Here is a 19,886-nt window from a genome sequence, read left to right on the forward strand (position 1 = left end):
GGATTGCAATGACTCGTGTGCCGACATCCGGCTTGCCGCTCACCGCCGGCCAGAAGGACATCTGGTTCGACGAGAAGCTCACCGGCGGCGGTGCCACGTACAACACCGCGATCTATTGGGACATCAAGGGGCCACTCGACCGCGATCGGTTCGTCGCGGCGCTGGCCCGGCTCGCCGAGGAGTCGGAGTGCCTGCGGGCACGCTTCTTCGAGGTCGACGGGGAGCCCCGTCAGGTCGTCGAGAAGCTCGCCGAGCTGCCGCTGACCGTCACCGATGTCAGCGGCGCCGCCTCCCCCTCGGCCGCTGCCGACGAGGCCATCCGGGCGGACCTGCGGGTGCCCTTCACGGTCGGCGGCGACGCCCCCCTTTTCCGGTTCAGCGTGTTCACCCTCGCCGCGGACCGCACGATCTTCTGTCTGCTCAACCACCACCTGGTGTCGGACGGCTTCAGCTACGTCATCTACTGGCAGCGACTGGCCGCCATCTACGAGGCCATGACCGCGGGCACCTCGACGGACGAGGGCCGCTTCGCCTCCCTGAGCACGCTGATCGAGGCGGAGGCGTCCTACGACGGCTCCCCCCGCCAGGAGCGCGACCGGGCCTACTGGGAGGAGCACTTCGCCGACGCCCCCGAACCGGTCACGCTGGCCCGCCACGACGCCGATCCGGCCCAGTCCTTCCTCCAGGAGCGCACCGTCCTCGCCGACGACCTGGCCGACCGGCTGCGGTCCGTGGCCTGGGACGCCCGCGTGACCTGGCAGACCGTACTGGTCGCTGCCCTGGGCGGGTACGTCCAGCGGATGACGGGGGCGGACGAGATCATGTTGTCGCTGCCGGTCACCGCCCGTGTGGGGGGCACTCTGCAGAACATCCCCGGCATGGTCGTCAACTACCTGCCGCTCCGTCTGCAGGCCGGCCCGCGGACGACCCGGGGCGAACTGCTCGCCGCCGCGCACAAGGAGATCACCGGCGCTCTCAAACACCAGCGCCACCGGGTCAGCAAGGTGCGTCGCGCGATGGGCCTGTCCAGTGACGACCGGCGCCCCTTCGGGCCGTTCCTCAACATGATGCCGCAGATCGAGAAGCTGACCATCGGCCCCTGCGAGGCCGTCCTGCAAAGCCCGTCCACCGGCCTGGTGGACGATCTGGAGTTCACCGTCGCGGACAAGGGCGCAGCCGGCGTCGGCGTCGACCTCAGTGCCAACGAGAGCCGCTACGACCAGGACGAGGCCCGCGGCCATCTCCAGCGCTTCATCGGCTGGCTCGACCGGTTCCTGACCGCATCCGCCGACGACCGGCTCGGCGCGCTCGACCTGCTGGCGGCCGGCGAACAGAAGCAGCTCGCCCGCGACCTCACGGGGCCCGAGCGGCCCGAGTCTTACCTCGGGGTCGTGGAGCGGGTCCGTGCACGGGCGGCCGAGCGCCCGGACGCCCTCGCCGTGACCGACGATGCCGGCAGCCTGACCTACGCGCAGCTGACCGGCCGGGCCAGCGCGCTCACCCGCCGGCTCGCCGGGCGCGGCCTGGTGGCCGTACTGGTGGAGCCCGGACGGGAGTTCGTCGTCACCGAGCTGGGTGTGCTGGGCTCCGGCCGGGCCTTCCTGCCGCTGGACTCCCGTGCACCGCGCGCCCGGCTGGCCGCTCTGCTCGCGGACAGTGCGGCGACCTGTCTGGTGGCGGACCCGGCCAACCGCGAACTGGCCCGGCAGCTGGCCGCGGAGGCCGGAGGGGCACCGGACCTGCTGATCCTGGACGGTGCCGAGGACACCCCCGACGATCTGGCCCCGGTCATGGGCGGGCCCACCGACCTGGCGTACGTCATCTTCACCTCCGGGTCCACGGGCAAGCCCAAGGGCGCGATGGTGCAGCGCGGCGGCATGATCAACCATCTGCTGGCCAAGGTCGAAGAACTCTCGCTGACCCGAGGGGACAGCCTGGTACACAACGCGCCGGTGACCTTCGACATCACGGTGTGGCAGACGCTGACCACGCTGCTGGTCGGTGGACGGACCCGGGTGGTGAGCCGGGAAACCGCGGCCGATCCGGACGAGCTGTTCGGCGTCATCGGTGACGAGGGCCTGACCGTGCTCGAGGTCGTCCCCTCTCTGCTCCGCGCCACCCTCGACGCCTGGGACACGGCCGGCCGCGCCCCGCGCCTGCCCGGTTTGCGTTGGATGATCTCCAACGGGGAGGCACTCGCCCCCGGGCTGTGCGACCGCTGGTTCGCCCGTTACCCGGCGATCCCACTGGTCAACATGTACGGCCCGACCGAGTGCTCGGACGACGTGACGCACGCCTACGTCCGGGAGGGCGACGTTCTCGACGGGGTCTACGTCCCGATCGGCCGTCCGCTGCGCAACACGCGACTGTACGTACTGGGCGACGAACTACGACCGGTTCCGCGGGGTGTGCCGGGCGAGCTCTTCATCGGCGGCGCCGGTGTGGGCCGCGGCTACCTCGCCGACCCGCGCCGCACCGCGGTCACCTTCGTGCCCGATCCGTTCGTCGGTGGAGGCGCGCGTATGTACCGCACCGGCGACCGTGTGGTGCTGCGTGACGACGGACAGCTGGACTTCATCGAGCGCCGTGACCACCAGGTCAAGATCCGCGGGCACCGGATCGAGCTGGGCGAGGTCGAGGCCGCGCTGCGCGCGCTGCCAGGTGTCTCGGACGTGGTGGTGACCGCGAACGCCGACCAGACCGGCCAGAAGCGGCTGGTCGGCTACTACGTGCCCGAGCTGACCACGGCGGACGGGCCGGGGCGGGACGCCCCCGACACCGTGGTGGTACGCGACGGCCTCGCCCAGGTCCTGCCCGGCTACATGGTGCCGTCGGCGCTGGTCGCGCTCGACCGGCTGCCGCTGACGGCGCACGGCAAGGTGGACCGCAAGGCGCTGCCGACGCCCGACTTCGCCGCAGCGGCCGCACCGCACGCGCCCGTCACCGCTCCCGAGCCGTCAGGCAGTCGCGAGGAGCAGCTCATCGGGCAGGTGCTGGCCCAGGTGCTCGGGCTGCCCACGGTCGGCCGGCACGACAGTTTCTTCGCCCTCGGCGGCGACAGCATCAGCTCCATCCAGGTGGTGAGCCGGGCCCGCGAGGCCGGGCTGGTCATCACCTCCCGCGATGTCTTTCTGCACCGCACTCCCGCGGGCATCGCGGCAGCCGCCCAGCCGGTCGGCGACATGGCACCAGCGGTTGCCCAGGACGGCGTCGGGGAGATCGAGCCGACCCCGATCGTGGACCAGCTTCGCGAAGAACTCGCCGAACTGCCCGAAGCCACCAGGGAATTCAGCCAGTACGTGACGGTATCGGTGCCCGTCGGGATGGACATCGAGCCGCTCACGACCGCCGTACAGGCGTTGCTGGACACGCACGACGCACTGCGGATGCGGCTGGCCGTGCCGGCCCCCGGCCTGTGGTCCCTCGAATCGATGCCGGTCGGCGCCGTGACCGCGGCGGACCTCGTCCGGCGAGTCGACGTCGCCGGCGTCGAGGAGGATCCGTTGCCCGCCCAGCTCGCCGCCGCCCGCGGCAGGCTCCGGCCGCAGGACGGGCTGATGATGCAGGCCGTGCTCCTGGACACAGGACCGGACCGGCCGGGACGCCTGCTCATCGTCATCCATCACCTGGCTGTCGACGGGGTCTCCTGGCGCATCCTCCTGCCCGACCTGGAGACCGCGTGGAATCAGGTGACGCAGGGCCGACCCGTGCAGCTCGCCCCCGTCGCCACCTCCTACCGCGGGTGGGCCAAGGCCCTGTCACAGGAGGCCCGCACCGCCCGTCGGGCAGGTGAACTGGCCTGGTGGACCGCCCAGTCCGCCGCGGACGAGCCACCGCTCGGCACACGCGACCTGGACCCGGCCCGGGACACCTACGCCACCGCCGGCGAGATCACCCTTGAGTTGTCCGCGGCGCAGACCGCCCATCTCCTCACCACGGTCCCTGCGACCTTCCACGCAGAGGTCGACGAGGTGCTGCTGACCGGTCTGGCGCTGGCGCTGGCCGAGCGGCGCCGCAGCCGGGGCGTCCCGGCCGGGGCAACCGTGATCGAGCGGGAAGGACATGGCCGCGAGCCGATTCCGGGGGAGCCCGACCTCTCCCGCACCGTCGGCTGGTTCACCAGCGTCTACCCGGTGACGCTGGACCTCGGCGATCTCGGCCGGTCCGGCCTCCCGGCCCCCGGGGCGGACTGCGGCAGGGCTCTCAAGGCCGTCAAGGAACAACTGCGCGCAGTGCCGGGTCACGGGCTCGGCCACGGTCTGCTGCGGCACCTCAACACGCAGACCGCACGCGTGTTGGCCAGGCAGCCGGTCCCGCAGGTCGGCTTCAACTACCTGGGCCGGTTCACGGCCGGCACCGGATCAGCCTGGCAGATGGAGTCCGGCGCCTCCGGCCAGAGTGCTCACCCCGACACACCGTTGCGCCACCCGATCGAGGTCGTCCCGGTCACCGAGGACCGCCCCGAAGGCCCCGTACTGTCGGTGACCTGGACATACGCCGGTGGGCTGTTCACCGAAGCCGAGGTCCGGGAGCTCGCTGAGGGCTGGTTCCGCGCCCTGGACCTGCTGACGGAGCACGCCCGGCAGCCGGATGCGGGCGGCCGTACCCCGTCGGAGTTCCCGCTCGTCGCCGTGGACCAGGGAGAGATCGAGGTCTTCGAGCACGAGATCGGCGAACTGACGGACATCCTGCCGCTGTCACCCCTTCAGCGTGGTCTCCTCTTCCAGGCCGAGTTCGACCGGCACGGCATGGACGCCTACACCCTTCAGGTCCTGATGGACATCGAGGGACCGCTGGACCGGGCAGCGCTGCGCCGGGCGGCGACCGCGCTGCTGGAGCGCAACGACGCGCTGCGGGCCTGCTTCCGGGATCGGCACGCCGGCGATCCCGTGCAGGTGATTCCCGGCTCGGTCGAACTGCCCTGGCACGAGGTCGACCTGACCGGTGTCGCAGCCGACGACCGGCAGTCCGAGACGGTGCGGCTGACCGATGAGGAGTGGCTGCGCCGCTTCGACACGGCACAGGCCCCGCTGACCCGGTTCACCGTCTACAGGCTCGGTCCGGAGCGCCATCGCGTGGTGTGGACCGCCCATCACATTCTCGTCGACGGCTGGTCCCTGTCGGCCGTACTCGCCCAGGAACTGGTCACGCTGTGGTCCAACGGGGCCGACGCCTCGGCCCTGCCGCCGGTCTCCTCCGTACGCGGCTACCTGGAGTGGGCCCGGGCCCAGGACAAGGAGGTGGCCCGGGCGGCGTGGCGGCGTGAACTGGAGACGGTGACCGAACCGACCCGTCTCGGTCCCCCCGACCGGGCCCGGGTCGACTCGCTGCCCGAGACCTGGAGCACGGAGCTCTCCGAGGACCTGACGCAGGCACTGACCGCCTGGGCCCACGCACGCGGCCTGACGATGAACACCATCGCTCAGGGGGCCTGGGCAGTCGCTCTGGGGCGGCTGACCGGCCGCCGGGACGTCACGTTCGGTGCGGTCGTCTCGGGCCGCCCCGCCGAACTGCCGGGCGTGGAGCAGATGGTCGGGTCCTTCATGCACACCCTGCCCGTGCGCGTGACGCTGTCCCCGCAGACCACCCTTGAGGAGATGCTGACCGATCTCCAGTCCCGTCAGCTCGCCCTCGAACCCCACCAGCACCTGGGCCTCGCCGAGGTGCAACAACTCGCCGGAATGGGCGAGCTGTTCGACACAGTGGTGAGCTTCCACAACTACCCGAGCGGCGTGCTGGACCGCATCCACGCACACATACCCGGCCTGACGATGCTCAACTGGCAGGCCCGGGTCATCGCCGAATACCCGCTGGCGCTCGGGGTGTTCCCCGGCGAGCGGCTGCGGCTGGAGGCGCAGTACCGCTCCGACGTCTTCGACGCACAGGACATCGCCACCGTCCTGAGCCGTTTCGTGCACGTTCTGGAGGAACTGGTCGCCTCGCCCGGCGCACCGCTGGGTTCCGTGGACGCGCTGGGCGACGAAGAGCGTCGGCACCTGCTCGGCACCTGGGCCGGCGAGATCGCACCGGCCCCGTCGCGCACCGCCGTCGAGGTCTTCGAGGAGCACGCCGCGGCGACGCCCGACGCCATCGCGGTCACCGACGGCGACGAGCAGATCACCTACGCGGAACTGAACGCCCGGTCCAACCAGTTGGCGCGACTGCTGATCGGTCGCGGGATCGGCCCCGAGGACCTGGTCGCGGTGGCGCTCCCGCGCTCGGCCGCCATGGTGGTGACCGCCTTCGCCGTCCTCAAGGCCGGTGCCGCCTACCTCCCCGTCGATGTCGCCTACCCGGTGGACCGCATCGCGTACCTGCTGGACGACGCACGCCCCGCAGCTGTGCTGACCACCAGCGAGTTCGCGACGCGGCTGCCGGACACGGCACCGGACATCGTCGCCGTCGACGCCGCCGGCACGCTCGGCGCCCTCGCAGCAGGCGGCGACCACGACCTCGACGACACCGAGCGCCGTACGCCGCTGTCCGTCCGTCATCTCGCCTATGCCATCTACACCTCCGGCTCCACGGGACGGCCCAAGGGCGTGTCCGTGGCGCACGAGGGCCTGATGGCGATGGTCGCGAGCCTCGTCGAGCGCTTCGGGCTGGACCGCGACACCCGGGTGTTGCAGTTCGCCTCGTTCAGCTTCGACGCGTCGGTGTGGGAGATCATGCTGGCGCTGCTCAACGGCGGCACCCTGGTGATCGCCGACGAGGAGTGCCGTACCCCTGGCCGGCCACTGGTCGATCTCATCAACAAGCACCGGATCAACCTGGCCGGTCTGCCACCGGTGGTGATGGGGGGACTTCCCGAGGACAGCACGCTGCCCGCCGATCTCCGGCTCGCGGTGGCCGGTGAGGCCGTGCCCGCCGAGGTCGTGGAGCGCTGGGCCTCCGGCGTCCGGCTGTACAACGGCTACGGACCGACCGAGGCCGTGGTCAGCTCGACCGTGGCCGGCCCGCTGTCCGGAACGGGCCGGCCGCCGATCGGCCGCCCGACCTCCGCGCACCGCGCCTACGTCCTGGACCACGATCTGGCGCCCGTGGCCGTCGGCGTGACCGGTGAGCTGTACGTGTCCGCCGGCCTCGCCCGCGGCTATCTGGCCCGCCCGGGCCTCACCGCGCAGCGATTCGTGGCCGACCCCCACGGCGCCCCCGGCGAGCGGATGTACCGCACCGGCGACCTGGTCCGCCGCCTGGACAACGGCGAACTCGACTACGTCGGCAGGGCCGACGACCAGGTCCAGCTGCGCGGCTTCCGGATCGAACTCGGTGAGGTCTCCTCCGCGCTGCTCGCGCAGGAGGGCGTGGCCCAGGCCGCGGTCACCGTGCGGGAGGACGAGAGCGGGGACCGCAGGCTGGTGGCCTATGTCGTGCTCGCCGACAAGGACGCCGCCGCGGAGGGGCTGCGCGAACTGCTGGCCGGACAACTGCCTGACCATATGGTCCCCTCCGCGGTCGTAGCCCTGCCCGAGCTGCCACTGACCGCACAGGGCAAACTCGACCGCAAGGCACTGCCCGCGCCGAACGCGCACTCCGCACCCCGTGGACGAGAGCCCCGCAACCCCGCGGAGGAGATCCTCTGCGGCCTCTTCGCCGATGTGCTCGGCCTGGACCGGGTCGGGGTCGACGACGACTTCTTCGCCATCGGGGGCCACTCGCTGCTGGCCACCAGGCTCGTCAGCCGGGCCCGCTCGGCGCTCGGTGTGGAACTGCCCATCCGCGCGCTGTTCGAGGCCCGCACCGCGGCCGCTCTGGCCGGGTGGCTGGACACCGCCGACGCGGCACGTCCTGCCCTGGCACCGGCCCCCGCGGCGGGCGTCCGGCCGCTGTCCTTCGCCCAACAGAGGCTGTGGTTCCTCAACCGCCGTGAGGGCCGCGATACCGGAACCTACAACTCGCCGATGACCTTCCGGCTCACCGGGCGGCTGAACGCCGACGCCCTGCAGAGCGCCCTGTACGACGTGGCCGCCCGCCACGAGGTCCTGCGGACCGTGATCCCGGAGACGGACGGCGTGCCGTCACTTCAGGTGCTGAACGCCGCCGACGGAGGGCCGGAGCTGAAGGTACGCGCCATGTCGGAGGACGGCCTGGCCGCCGCTCTGGACGCCGAGTACGACCTCGGCTTCGACCTGACGCGGGAAACACCGCTGCGGGTACGGCTGTTCAGCCTCGGTCAGGACGAGCACGTCCTGTTGCTGGTCTTCCACCACATCGCCTTCGACGGCTGGTCCATGGCGCCCTTGCTCGGGGACCTGTCCACCGCCTATCGGGCGAGGTGCGCCGGCCACGGCCCCGGATGGGCTCCGCTTCCGGTCCAGTACGCGGACTACGCGGTCTGGGAGCGTGAACTGTTCGGCTCCGCGGACGACCCCGGAAGCCAGCTCTCCCGCCAGCTGACCTACTGGAAGGAGTCGCTGACCGGGCTCCCTGACGAACTGGCCCTCCCTACCGACTTCCCGCGTCCGGCGGTGAGCAGCGATGCCGGCGGAGAGGTCATGTTCGCACTCGACGCCGAGCTCCACACCACCCTGGTGAGCCTCGCCCGGCAGACAGGCGCCACCGAGTTCATGGTGCTGCAGGCCGCGTTCGCCGTCCTGCTCACGAAGCTGGGCGCCGGCACGGACATCCCCGTGGGGACTTCGGTCGCGTGCCGCACCGACGAGGCGCTGAGTGATCTGGTCGGCTTCTTCGTCAACTCCCTGGTGCTCCGGACGGACACGTCGGGTGACCCGGCGTTCACGGAGCTGCTGGCCCGCGTCCGGGAGACCGACCTGGCCGCCTACTCCCATCAGGATGTGCCTTTCGAGCAGGTCGTGGACGCGCTCAACCCGCGGCGCTCGCTGGCCCGGCACCCGCTGTTCCAGGTCATGCTGACCCTGCAGAACAACGAGGACGCACCGCTGGTGCTGGACGGTCTGACGGCACGTCCCGCTTTCGTCGAGTCCGGACGGATCAAGGTAGACCTCGCCCTCCAGCTGCTGAAGTGGCCCGAAGACGGCTCCATGCGGGGCCTGCTGGGCTACCGCACCGACCTGTTCACCCGGGACACCGCCGAACGTCTGGTCGCGGGGTTCGTTCGACTGCTTCAGGCAGTGGCCGCCGACCCGGACACCCGGCTGAGCAGGTTGAACGTGCTCGGCGAGGACGAGCGCACCCACGTGCTCACGGCGTGGAACGACACCGCCCGTGAGGTCCCCGACGCCACGCTGCCCGAGCTCTTCGCCGCGCAGGTGGCGCGTACCCCGGACGCCACCGCAGTCATGTCCGGGTCCGGCTCGGTCACCTACTCGGAGCTCGATGCCCGCTCCAACCAGCTGGCCCGGCATCTGATCGAGGCCGGCGCGGGTCCGGAGACGGTCGTGGCACTCGCCGTGCCGCGGTCGCCGGAGGCCGTCGTCGCGGTGCTCGGCGTGCTGAAGTCCGGCGCGGCGTACCTCCCCGTCGAGGCCGACGAACCGGTGGAGCGGATCAAGCGGGTGTTCGCCGAGACGGCGCCCCTGCGGGTGGTGACCACCAGCGGTCTGGCCCGGCGGATGCTGGCCACCGGGACGACCCCGGTGGTGCTGGACGGGCCGGCGGTCCACGCCTCGTCGGCGGCCGCGCTCACCCCGGCCGACCATGCCGAGCCGCTGCGTCCGGCCCATCCGGCCTACGTCATCCACACCGCCGGAGCGGGCGGCCGTCAGCGCGGTGTGGTCGTCGAGCACCGCGCGGTGGTCAACTATCTGACCTGGGCACGCGACGTGCACCACGAGGCCGGCCAGAGCTCCCTGCTGGCCACACCGCTCTCCTTCGACGTCTCCGTCACGGGGCTGTTCCTGCCGCTGGTGACCGGCGGTACGGTCCGGCCGGCCGAACTCGCCGAGGACGACACCACGGCACTCGGGGGAGCAGCCTTCCTCAAGGGCACCCCGAGCCATCTGGCGCTGCTGGCGGTACTGCCCGACAGCTGCTCGCCCCGGGGCGAACTGGTGCTGGCCGACGAGCCGGTGCCGGCCGAGCGGCTGAACGAGTGGCGCAAGGCCCACCCCGGTGTGCGGGTGGTGACGGAGTTCGGTCCGACGGAGACCACCGTCGGCGCCGTCTCCCGGGTCGTCGAGCCCGGTGAAGGGGCGGGCGGTGGCACCCTGCCGCTGGGCCGCCCCATCGGCAACGTGCGCGCATACGTCCTGGACGCCTGGCTGCAACCGGTCGGCCCCGGGGTGCCCGGCGAGCTGTACCTGGCCGGCGGCGGGCTGGCCCGCGGCTACGCCGACGACCCCGCAACGACCGCCGGTCACTTCGTGTCATGCCCCTACGGCCCGCCCGGCGCCCGGATGTTCCGCACCGGCGACCTGGTGAAGTGGGGGGCCGACGGTGAGCTGAGGTATGTGGGCCGCACCGATGACCAGGTGCGCGTGCGCGGCTTCCGGGTCGGGCTGCGCGAGATCGAGTGGGCGCTGGAGCGCCCGGCATCGGTGGACCGTGTCGCAGTCGTGGCCCGCGAGGACCGTCCGGGCGACGTCCGGCTGGTGGCGTATGTGGTGGCCGCCGACGGAGCGACCGTGGACACCACCGCCTTGGCCAGGACGGCGGCGTCGGCCCTTCCCGACCACATGGTGCCCTCCGCGTTCGTGGTGCTCGATGCCCTGCCGCTGACCGGCGACGGACGGGTACAGCGTGCGGCGCTGCCCGCACCGGAGGCGGCACGGGAGCCCGCCGGGACCCCGCCCCGTGACGAGACCGAGTCGGTGCTGCACGGCATCGTCACCGATGTGCTGGGGCTGCCCCGGATCGGTGTGGAGCAGAGCGTCTTCGACGCCGGCATGGACAGCATGAAGTCGCTGCTGCTGGTGAGCGGGGCACGCAACGCCGGACTGGAACTCACCGTCGCGGACGTCTTCGTGCACCAGAACGTGGCGGCCCTCGCCGAGGTCTGCCGCGGCGGACCGCTCGGCGACGCCTCGGGGCCGGAGCACCGCACCGGCGCCGACGCGATGGCCGACGCACTCGCCGCCCCGGCCCGGGACGCCATGACCGATCCGTTCGGCGCGATGCTGTGCATCAGGCCGACCGGTGACCTCCCCCCGGTCTTCTGTGTGCACAGCGGCGTCGGGTTCAGCCTGCCGTACCTGCCACTCGCCCGGCACATCGGTGCCGAGCACCCGATCTACGGCATCCAAGCCCCTTGCGTGGTGGACTTCGCGCCCCTGCCCGGGTCGGTCGAGGAGATGGCCGCCGACTACATCCGGATGATCAGGGAGGTGCGCCCGAAGGGCCCGTACCACCTGCTCGGCTGGTCGTTCGGCGGCACTCTCGCCTACGAGATGGCCGTCCAGCTCAGGGCCGCCGGCGAGGAGGTCGGTGTGCTCTGCGTACTCGACGCCTACCCCCGCACCGGGGTTCCGGACGACCGTGAGGAGCAGTCGCTCTACGCCTGGCTGCTGGAGGGCATAGGGCACGACCGATCCGAGTACGGCGACCGCGACCTGACCGTTCAGGACATCTTCGAGACCTTGCGCCGCGACGACAGCCCCCTGGCTCGGATGGGAGAGCGGCGCATGGCCCGCATGGTGGACCTGATGGCCCACCACCAGACGCTGAAGTCCCTTTACGCGCCGGGGAGTTATGACGGGCGGATGCAGCTCTTCGTCTCCGAGTCCCCGCTCTCCGACGGCGAGCAGGCCGACAAGGTCGGGCTGTGGAAGCCGGTCTTCGACGGGGAGATGGACGTCCACCACGTCGCCTGCACCCACGACGAGATGATGAGCGGCGGACCGCTCGAGGAGATCGGTCCGGCCGTCACCGCCGAGCTGACCCGCTGGCACACCGCACACGAGGGCGGCCGGTCATGACCACTGCCGCCGTGCCCCGTTCCGCGCCCGCGACGGCGCTCCTCACCGAGGTCGCCGCGGTGACCGGCCGCCGCCTGCGGCATCTGCGGCGGGCACCCGCCCGGGTCCTCGGAGTGGCACTCAGCCCGCTCGTGAGCATGGTGATGCTCGGCTACCTGTTCCGGGACTCCATCACGCTGCCGGCCGGCGGGACCTACGGGGAGTACGTCTTCGCCGGCGGCGCCGTGCAGGTCGCCCTCGCCTGCGTAGGTCCGACCGCGGTCTCCGTGGCGCTCGACCTGCACGGCGGTATGACCGACCGGTTCCGCTCACTGCCGATCAGCCGGTCGGCGGTGCTCTTCGGCCACACCCTCGCCGATCTTCTGGTCGGGCTGCTGGGGCTGGCCGTCGTCACCGGCGCCGGGCTGCTCCTCGGCTGGCGGCCGCACACCGGGCCCGGGTCCGTGCTCACCGGCTTCGCACTGATCGCTGCTTTCGTCTACACGATGCTGTGGCTGGGCGTGCTGTTCGCGCTCACCCTGCGCAACGTGGAGACGATCAGCGTCATCACCCCCTTCGTGGTGATCGTGCTGCCCTTCCTGTCCAACGCCTTCCTGGCCCCGCAGAACATTCCGTCGCTGATCCGGCCGATCGCGGACTGGAACCCCGTCAGCGCGGTGATCGCCTGCTGCCGTCGGCTGTGGGGCAACCCCGCAAGTCCGGGCACCACCTTTCCCGCCGCCCACCCCGGGCTGGTGACCGTTGTGTCGCTGGGGCTGATCCTCGCCCTGTGCTCGCTGGTCAGCCTCCGCCGCTACCGCACCGCGGGCGCCTGATCCCTGGAGAGAGACCGCACATGACCCCTCAATCTCTACAGACCGTGGACGACCTGCAGACGGTGGACCTCACCGATCCGCAGACCTTCCTCGACGTGGACCTGCCGGACATGTGGCGCAGGTTCCGATCCGAGCGGCCCGTCCATTGGCACCGGCCCACCGAGCGCGGCCCCGGATTCTGGGTGATCTCCACCTACGAGGACGTCGTCGCCCTCTACCGGGACAACAAGCAATTCACCTCTGAGCAGGGCAACGTCCTGGCCACCCTGCTGCAGGGCGAGGACTCGGCCTCGCGGAAGATGCTCGCCGTCACCGATGGCGTCCGGCACCGCGAAATCCGCAACCTGATGCTCAAGTCCTTCTCGCCACGGGTGCTGGAGCCGGTGGTGGCAGGCGTCCACCGGCGTACCCGGGACCTGGTTGCCGAGGCCGTCACCCAGGGGGAACTGGACTTCGTCACCGGTATCGCCGATCACATCCCCATCAACACCATCGGCGACCTCATGGACATCCCCCAGGAGGACCGCGAGCAGCTCGTCGCCTGGAACACCATGACGCTCTCCCGGCACAGCGCCGACGACAGCGAGATGGAGGAGTGGCTCGCCCGTAACGAGATCCTGATGTACTTCTCCGCCCTGGCCGCCCGCCGTCGACGGCACCCGGGGGACGACGTCATCAGTGCTCTCGCCACGGCCACCGTGGACGGCGAGCCACTGAGCGAGGACGAGATCGTCTTCAATTGCTACAGCCTGATCCTCGGCGGCGACGAGTCCAGCCGCATGTCCTCGGTCGGCGGTCTGATCGCCCTGGCGGAGCACCCCGAGCAGTGGCGCGCGCTGAAGTCCGGTGAGGCGGGCGTGGACACCGCCACCGAGGAAGTACTGCGCTGGACCACCCCCGCCATGCACTTCGGCCGGCGTGCTCTGGTGGACGTGCCGCTGCGCGACCGGACCATCGAGGCCGGCGACGTCATCAGTCTCTGGAACAGCTCGGCCAACTTCGACGAGCGCGTCTTCACCGACCCGGACGTCTTCGATCTGGCGCGCACACCCAACAAACACGTCGCCTTCGGACACGGCCCGCACTTCTGCCTCGGCGCGTTCCTCGGCCGCGTCCACGTCCACGCGATGCTCGACGCGCTGCGCACCCAGGTGTCCGGGATCCGGCTGGTGGGCCCGGCGCGGCGGCTCTTCTCCAACTTCGTCAGCGGATACAGCGGGCTGCCGGTCGCCCTCACGGCCGACCGGAGCGCGGAGGGGAGCCTCACATGAACAGCACGGACATCGGTATCGGTGCCATCCACTGTCTGCTGCCCGACACCAAGGTCGCGATCGAGGACCTGCCCGAATTCGCGATGCTGGACCCCGCCACGGCGGACTTCGCCCGGGGCAGCGGTGTGCGTACGGTCGGTGTGTTCGAGGAGACCGAGCAGGCCCCTCTCGCCGCCCGTGCCTGCCGGGAACTCTTCGAGGAGCACCCTGGCGAGCCGGACACCCTGCTGCTGGTAGCGCCCCGAGCACCGGACGTGCTGCTGGGCTCGGACGCCTGCCGCGTGCAGACCGAGGCCAAGCTGAACTCCGCGTTCGCCTTCACCGTCGAGGGACTGGGCTGCACCGGCTCCAGCAGTGCCTGGGCGCTCGCCCGGGACCTGCTGCTCGCCGATCCCGGCCGTGAGCAGATCGTCATCGCCCACGCCAGCCGTCCCACCGGCGTGGACCGGATCCGCTTCCCCGTCACCGTCGTCGGCGATGGCGCGTACGCCATGACCATGGTCCGCGGCGGCCGCCCGGTGCTGCGGGCCCACCGTCAGCAGACCGACGGCAGCTTCCACGACCTGTTCCGCGTCGACTACAAGCAGACACCCTGGTACGAGTGGCGTGAGGTGTGCCAGGACGTCTCGCGTTACCGCTTCCAGCTGGCCACCCTCAGCTCGCGCCACCTCGGCGCGATGGTGGAGCAGGTCCTCGCGGACGCCGGGGTGGGCCGGGAGCGGGTCAAGGCCACGCTGATGCAGAACGTCACCGCCGCCTCCTACGACTTCTACACCACGATGTTGGGCTTTCCGATTCATCCCGTCTGCGGTCGGCACCTCGCCGAGTACGGCCACCTGGGCGCCGCCGACGTGGTGTTGAACCTGAACACGCTGCTGGCCGCCGGCGAACTGGACCGGGGCGACCTGGTTCTCGTACTCAACAACAGCCAGGTGGCCGCATGGGCGGTGACGTTGTGGGAGGTCTGAGCTCCACACCGTTTCGGACCACGCTCGACGATCACGGAGAAGACTGATGGATTTCGCACCCACGCCGGAGCAACGGGCGTTGCGCGAGAAGGTCGTGCGGTTCGCCCGCGATCAGCTCGGTGCCCGCGCCGCCGAGCACGACCGCAATGCCACCTTCGACGAGATCGGTTGGAAAGCCTGTGCCGAATTCGGCGCCCTGGGCTGGCCGATCGCCAAGGAATACGGAGGCGGCGGGCTGGACCCCCTGACCGCGATCATGGCCTATGAGGCGCTCGGCGAGGCATGCGCCGACAACGGCCTGGTCTTCGCGATCAACAACCACCTCTTCGCCTGCGCCGTCTACATCGCCGATCACGGCACCGAGGAGCAGCGCCGCCGCTGGCTCCCCGCGCTGTGCGACGGATCGCTGGTCGGGGCGCACGCCCTGTCGGAGCCGGAGACCGGTTCCGACATGCTCGCCGTCACCACCACCGCCGTACGCGAGGGCGACGGCTATGTACTGCAGGGGACGAAGACGTTCATCAGCAACGGTCCCCGGGCAGACCTGTTCGTCGTGTTCGCCCGCACCGGTGGGGACGGCGTCGCCCCGCAGCGCGCGCTGTCGGCCTTCGTCGTACCGGCCGAGACCGCAGGACTGACCACCCGCGACATCCCCAAGGCCGGGCTGCGTTCCACCCTGATGGGTGAGATCACCTTCGACGGATGCGTGGTCGGCGAGGACCAACGCCTCGGTGCGGAGGGAGCCGGGTACCAGCTCTTCACCGCCACCATGGAGTGGGAGCGCGGCTTCATGTTCGCCAGCCAGGTCGGCGTGATGAGCCGACTCACCGACCGCTGTGCCACCTATGCGTCCCGGCGCCGTCAGTTCGGGCAGCCCATCGGCGCTTTCCAGTCCGTCTCCCACAAGGTCGCCGACATGCGGGTCCGCCTGGAGCTGGCCCGGTTGATGCTCTACAAGGTCGGCTGGCTGCGCGCCCAGGGCCGCCTCGCCATGCAGGAGGCGTCCATGCTGAAGCTCTACGTCAGCGAGGGGTTGAAGGCCACCGCGCTCGACGCCATGCAGATCCACGGTGCCCGCGGCTACATCGAGGAACACGGCATCGAGCGCGAGGTACGGGACGTGCTCGCGGGCACGATCTACGGCGGCACCTCGGACATCCAGCGGTCCATCATCGCCGGCCTCATGGGCCTGCCGACCGCGGCGTAGCAGACGAGAGGCCGACATGCATTCTTATCGACTCGCTCTCGACGAACCGGTGTCGGGAGCTCACCGCGACGAACTGAACCGGCGTGTCCACTATCTCTCCGAGGCCATCACCGGGTTCCGGCTCGTGTCGGATGACGACGAGGCGGTCGGCGCCGTGGAGGTGTTCACGGAACAGCCGGTCGACGCGGAGGCCCTGGGCAAGAAGCTACGGCACCTGGTCGACACCGAGGTACGCCCGCAACTTCCCACACCGCCCAAGGTGCTGTGGCGTTCCACCACGGACCGCGGTCCGCGCACCGACACCTTCGCCGGACTGGTGGCGGACGGCGTCGTGCACGAGATCGGACCCGGGCAGGTGGCGCTCGGCACGCCGGCACTGGCGGCGCTCGACGCGCTCGACGAACTCCTCCGGGACATCATCCACGACGAGTTCCGGGCCCTCGAATACCGCTATCCGACGCTCCTGCCGATCAGCGCACTGCACCGGAGCGGGTACCTCTCCTCCTTTCCGCAGCACATGATGTTCGCGGCCCGGCTCGAAGGAGAAATCGATACCTACCGGGCGTTCGCCGAGGAAGCCGGTGCACGCGACACCATCGGGGACCGGGTGCTCGGACGCTGCGCACCGGTGGACCGATGTCTGCCGCCCACGATGTGCTACCACACCTTCGACCAGTTCGCCGGGGCCACTCTCCCCGACGCCGACACCGTCGTGACCGCCAAGGGCGGCTCCTTCCGGCACGAGTCCCGCTACCACCGGACCCTTGAGCGGCTGTCCGACTTCACCATCCGGGAGACCGTCTTCCTGGGAACGGCCGAGTTCGTCCGTGACGCGCGCGACCGGTTCCGTCAGCGCGCCGTCGAGCTGGTCGAGCAGCTCGATCTGGCCGGCCGTTGCGAGGTGGCGAGCGATCCGTTCTTCGCCGGCGCAGCGACCGCGGCCCAGGTCTCCTCACAACGGCTGCTGGAACTCAAACACGAGCTGCATCTGGACATCGGCCCCGGGGACAGCATCTCGGTCGGCTCGTTCAACCTGCACGAGAAGCACTTCGGCGACGCGTTCGGCATCAAGGGACCTGACGGCGGCACGGTGCACTCCGCCTGCGTCGGGTTCGGCCTGGAACGGTTCGCCTACGCCGTGCTCTGCCAGTACGGCTGGAACGTCGCCGACTGGCCGGCCCCGCTCGCCGAGCGGTGCCGCACCTCACCTCAACCCGGCAAGGGAATGCGATGACTGACACCAGCCAGATCCGGCGCGTTGCCGTCCTGGGCGCCGGCACCATGGGCATTGGTGGTGCCCACGCCTTCGCGGCGGCCGGACTTTCGGTGGTGCTCGTGGACACCACGGACGCCACCCTGGCCAGGGCCCGCGAACTGATCGGCGAGAACGCCCGGTTGTACGCGATGCTCGATCGCGACCTCCGCAAGAGCACACCCGAGGACGTGCTCTCCCGGATCGAGTTCAGCACGGAACTCGACGGACTGGCCGATGCCGACTTCGTCGTGGAGAACGTGACGGAGAACTGGGACATCAAAGAGCGGTTGTACCGCGAGATGGACGCGGTGGCACCGGAACACTGCGTCTTCGGTGTGAACACCTCTGCCATCCCCATCACCCGGCTGGCTTCGGTCACCGGCCGTCCCGAGCGTGTGGTCGGCACCCACCTGATGAACCCGGTACCGCTGAAGAAGCTCGTCGAGGTGATCCGGGGCTTCCACACCTCGCCCGAGACGCTGGAGATCACGCGGGGGCTGTTCCGCAGCATCGGGCAGGACATCGTGGTGGTCGAGGACTCCTCGGGCTTCGTCACCAACCGTGTCGCGATGCTCAGCATCAATGAGGCGATCCTCCTGCTCCAGGACAACGTCGCCCAGGCCGGTGACATCGACCGGCTCTTCCGGCAGTGCCTCGGCCATCAGATGGGCCCGCTGGAGACGGCGGACCTGATCGGCCTGGACACCGTCATGTACTCGCTGGAGGTCCTTCTGGACAACTTCAACGACCCCAAGTTCGGACCGGCGCCGTTGCTGCGCAAGCTCGTCGCCGCCGGCCGACTCGGCCGCAAGAGCGGTCACGGTTTCTATTCGTACGAGCCGGTCAACACCGGGGACAAGGCAGGGGCCTGATGACGAACGACATAGCAGGGACTGTCCGCAGCTTCATCGGAGAGCATGTCCGGGACACCGCGCTGAGCGATGATCAAGACATCTTCGCCACGGGCAGTGTCAGCTCGCTGTTCGCCGTGCAGCTCGTGATGTGGGTCGAGCGGACCTTCGGCATCGCGGTGCACCCCACCGACCTCGACATCGACAACTTCCGCACGGTGAACCATGTCGTGCGATTCGTGGAGTCCCGCCGGGCAGCCGCTCCCGCGTGACGTACCTGTTTCAGAACACGGTCAGTGCCCTGTCAGCGGGCCCCGACACGATGTACGTATCGGGGCCCGCTGCGGGTGTCTCCCGGATGGCCTCGGACATCCTCGGATTCCTCAGATCTGGAGAGCGTGACGTGACGAACCCCTTCGACGACCAGGACGGCACGTTCCTGACCCTTGTCAACGACGAAGGTCAATACAGCCTGTGGCCCGCCTTCGCCGCGGTGCCCGACGGGTGGACGGTATCGCTGGGCGAGAGCACCCGGGAGGCCGCGTTGGCCCATGTGGAGGAGCACTGGACCGACATGCGGCCCAACAGCCTGCGCGAGTCTGCAGCCGAACTCGGCGCCTGACCGGGCCTGCGGACGGGGGCGAGTGCACGTGGAGAACGCGATTCGGGCCGAGGGCCTGCAGAAACGCTTCAAGGATCACCAGGCCCTGAGAGGCGTCGACCTCTGTGTCGCGACGGGCACCGTCCTCGGACTGCTCGGGCCCAACGGGGCCGGCAAGACCACCACCGTTAGGGTGCTCAGCACTCTCCTGGAACCAGACGGCGGGCATGCCGAAGTGTCCGGTTTCGATGTCGTCCGGCAATCGGTGGAGGTCCGCCGCCGGATCGGCCTGGCCGGTCAGTATGCCGCTGTCGACGCGCTGCTGACCGGGCGTGAGAACCTCTCGCTCATCGGTGCGCTACTGCACCTCGGCCGCCGCGGTGCGCGGCGCCGAACCGAGCAGTTGCTCGACCAGTTCGATCTCACCGGCGCCGCGGACCGGCCGGTGCGTACGTACTCCGGCGGGATGAGGCGCCGGCTCGATCTGGCCGCCTGCCTGGTCGCGGCGCCCCCGGTGCTCTTCCTCGACGAACCGACCACCGGACTCGACCCGGTGAGCCGGATGACGTTGTGGGGGGCCGTACGCGATCTGGTGCGGGACGGTGTGACCGTCCTGCTGACCACTCAGTATCTGGAAGAGGCGGACTTCCTCGCCGATCGCGTCGCCGTCGTCGACTCCGGACGCGTCGTCGCCGAGGGAACTCCCGACGAGCTGAAGCGGGCCGTCGGGCCGGACAGACTGGAGATCCGGCTGGTGGGCCGGGACGTGGTCGCAGCGGCCCTGCGGGCCCTGAGTGGTGGTGCCCTCGGCGACAGCCCCACCGTGGAGTGGGAGGAGGGTGTCATCACCCTGCCGCTGGCCAAGGGAATGGGGCAGATTGCCGCTGCTGCGGCAGCTCTCGAAGAGGCCGGGGTGCCGGTCGCGGACTTCGCAGTCCGCCGGCCGACACTCGACGACGCCTTTGCCTCGCTCACCGGAAGCTGAACGATCGGCCGCATACGGCCGCCCACGAGAATCACTTCCCGATCGGCCGGCTCGTCGGGGAGAACTCACGACTGCGTTTCATTCATGACACGGGGGCAT

10 protein-coding genes are annotated in these 19,886 nt (G+C 70.4%); all 10 read left to right on the forward strand.

Translation table 11 applies throughout. From position 1 onward, the window contains the following. Positions 1-17: 17 nt before the first annotated feature. The 10 genes from ACZ4U4_RS00870 (at position 18) to ACZ4U4_RS00915 (ending at position 19,787) form a co-directional block, all read left to right on the forward strand. Entirely contained in the window at positions 18-11,834 is an 11,817-nt protein-coding gene (locus ACZ4U4_RS00870; RefSeq protein WP_467867985.1) for an amino acid adenylation domain-containing protein, read from the forward strand. Further along, entirely contained in the window at positions 11,831-12,649 is an 819-nt protein-coding gene (locus ACZ4U4_RS00875; RefSeq protein ID WP_467867987.1) for an ABC transporter permease, read from the forward strand. The genes ACZ4U4_RS00870 and ACZ4U4_RS00875 overlap by 4 nt, the downstream gene beginning before the upstream one ends. 20 nt (positions 12,650-12,669) lie before the next feature. Continuing rightward, entirely contained in the window at positions 12,670-13,920 is a 1,251-nt protein-coding gene (locus ACZ4U4_RS00880) for a cytochrome P450 (RefSeq protein WP_467867989.1), read from the forward strand. Next, on the forward strand, positions 13,917-14,888 hold the full coding sequence (locus tag ACZ4U4_RS00885; RefSeq protein WP_467867991.1) for a 3-oxoacyl-[acyl-carrier-protein] synthase III C-terminal domain-containing protein: 972 nt from the start codon (positions 13,917-13,919) through the stop codon (positions 14,886-14,888). Before ACZ4U4_RS00880 ends, ACZ4U4_RS00885 begins: the two co-directional genes overlap by 4 nt. Positions 14,889-14,934: 46 nt before the next feature. Then, positions 14,935-16,095 carry an acyl-CoA dehydrogenase family protein gene (locus tag ACZ4U4_RS00890; protein WP_467867993.1) on the forward strand — a complete coding sequence of 387 codons (1,161 nt, stop codon included), beginning with the start codon at positions 14,935-14,937 and terminating at the stop codon, positions 16,093-16,095. A 16-nt stretch (positions 16,096-16,111) separates the two neighbouring features. After that, positions 16,112-17,329 carry a class-II aminoacyl-tRNA synthetase family protein gene (locus ACZ4U4_RS00895; protein ID WP_467867995.1) on the forward strand — a complete coding sequence of 406 codons (1,218 nt, stop codon included), beginning with the start codon at positions 16,112-16,114 and terminating at the stop codon, positions 17,327-17,329. Beyond that, a complete protein-coding gene (locus tag ACZ4U4_RS00900; RefSeq protein WP_467867997.1) occupies positions 17,326-18,222 on the forward strand; it encodes a 3-hydroxyacyl-CoA dehydrogenase family protein in 897 nt (298 codons plus the stop codon). The genes ACZ4U4_RS00895 and ACZ4U4_RS00900 overlap by 4 nt, the downstream gene beginning before the upstream one ends. Next, the gene (locus ACZ4U4_RS00905) at positions 18,222-18,473 is read left to right on the forward strand and encodes an acyl carrier protein (protein WP_467867999.1); all 252 of its coding nucleotides are present in this window, start codon (positions 18,222-18,224) and stop codon (positions 18,471-18,473) included. The genes ACZ4U4_RS00900 and ACZ4U4_RS00905 overlap by 1 nt, the downstream gene beginning before the upstream one ends. A gap of 131 nt (positions 18,474-18,604) precedes the next feature. Next, positions 18,605-18,823 carry an MbtH family protein gene (locus tag ACZ4U4_RS00910; protein WP_467868914.1) on the forward strand — a complete coding sequence of 73 codons (219 nt, stop codon included), beginning with the start codon at positions 18,605-18,607 and terminating at the stop codon, positions 18,821-18,823. A gap of 28 nt (positions 18,824-18,851) precedes the next feature. After that, positions 18,852-19,787 carry an ATP-binding cassette domain-containing protein gene (locus tag ACZ4U4_RS00915; RefSeq protein WP_467868002.1) on the forward strand — a complete coding sequence of 312 codons (936 nt, stop codon included), beginning with the start codon at positions 18,852-18,854 and terminating at the stop codon, positions 19,785-19,787. Positions 19,788-19,886 lie beyond the last annotated feature (99 nt).

This window comes from Streptomyces sp. NPDC029159 (assembly GCF_055564055.1).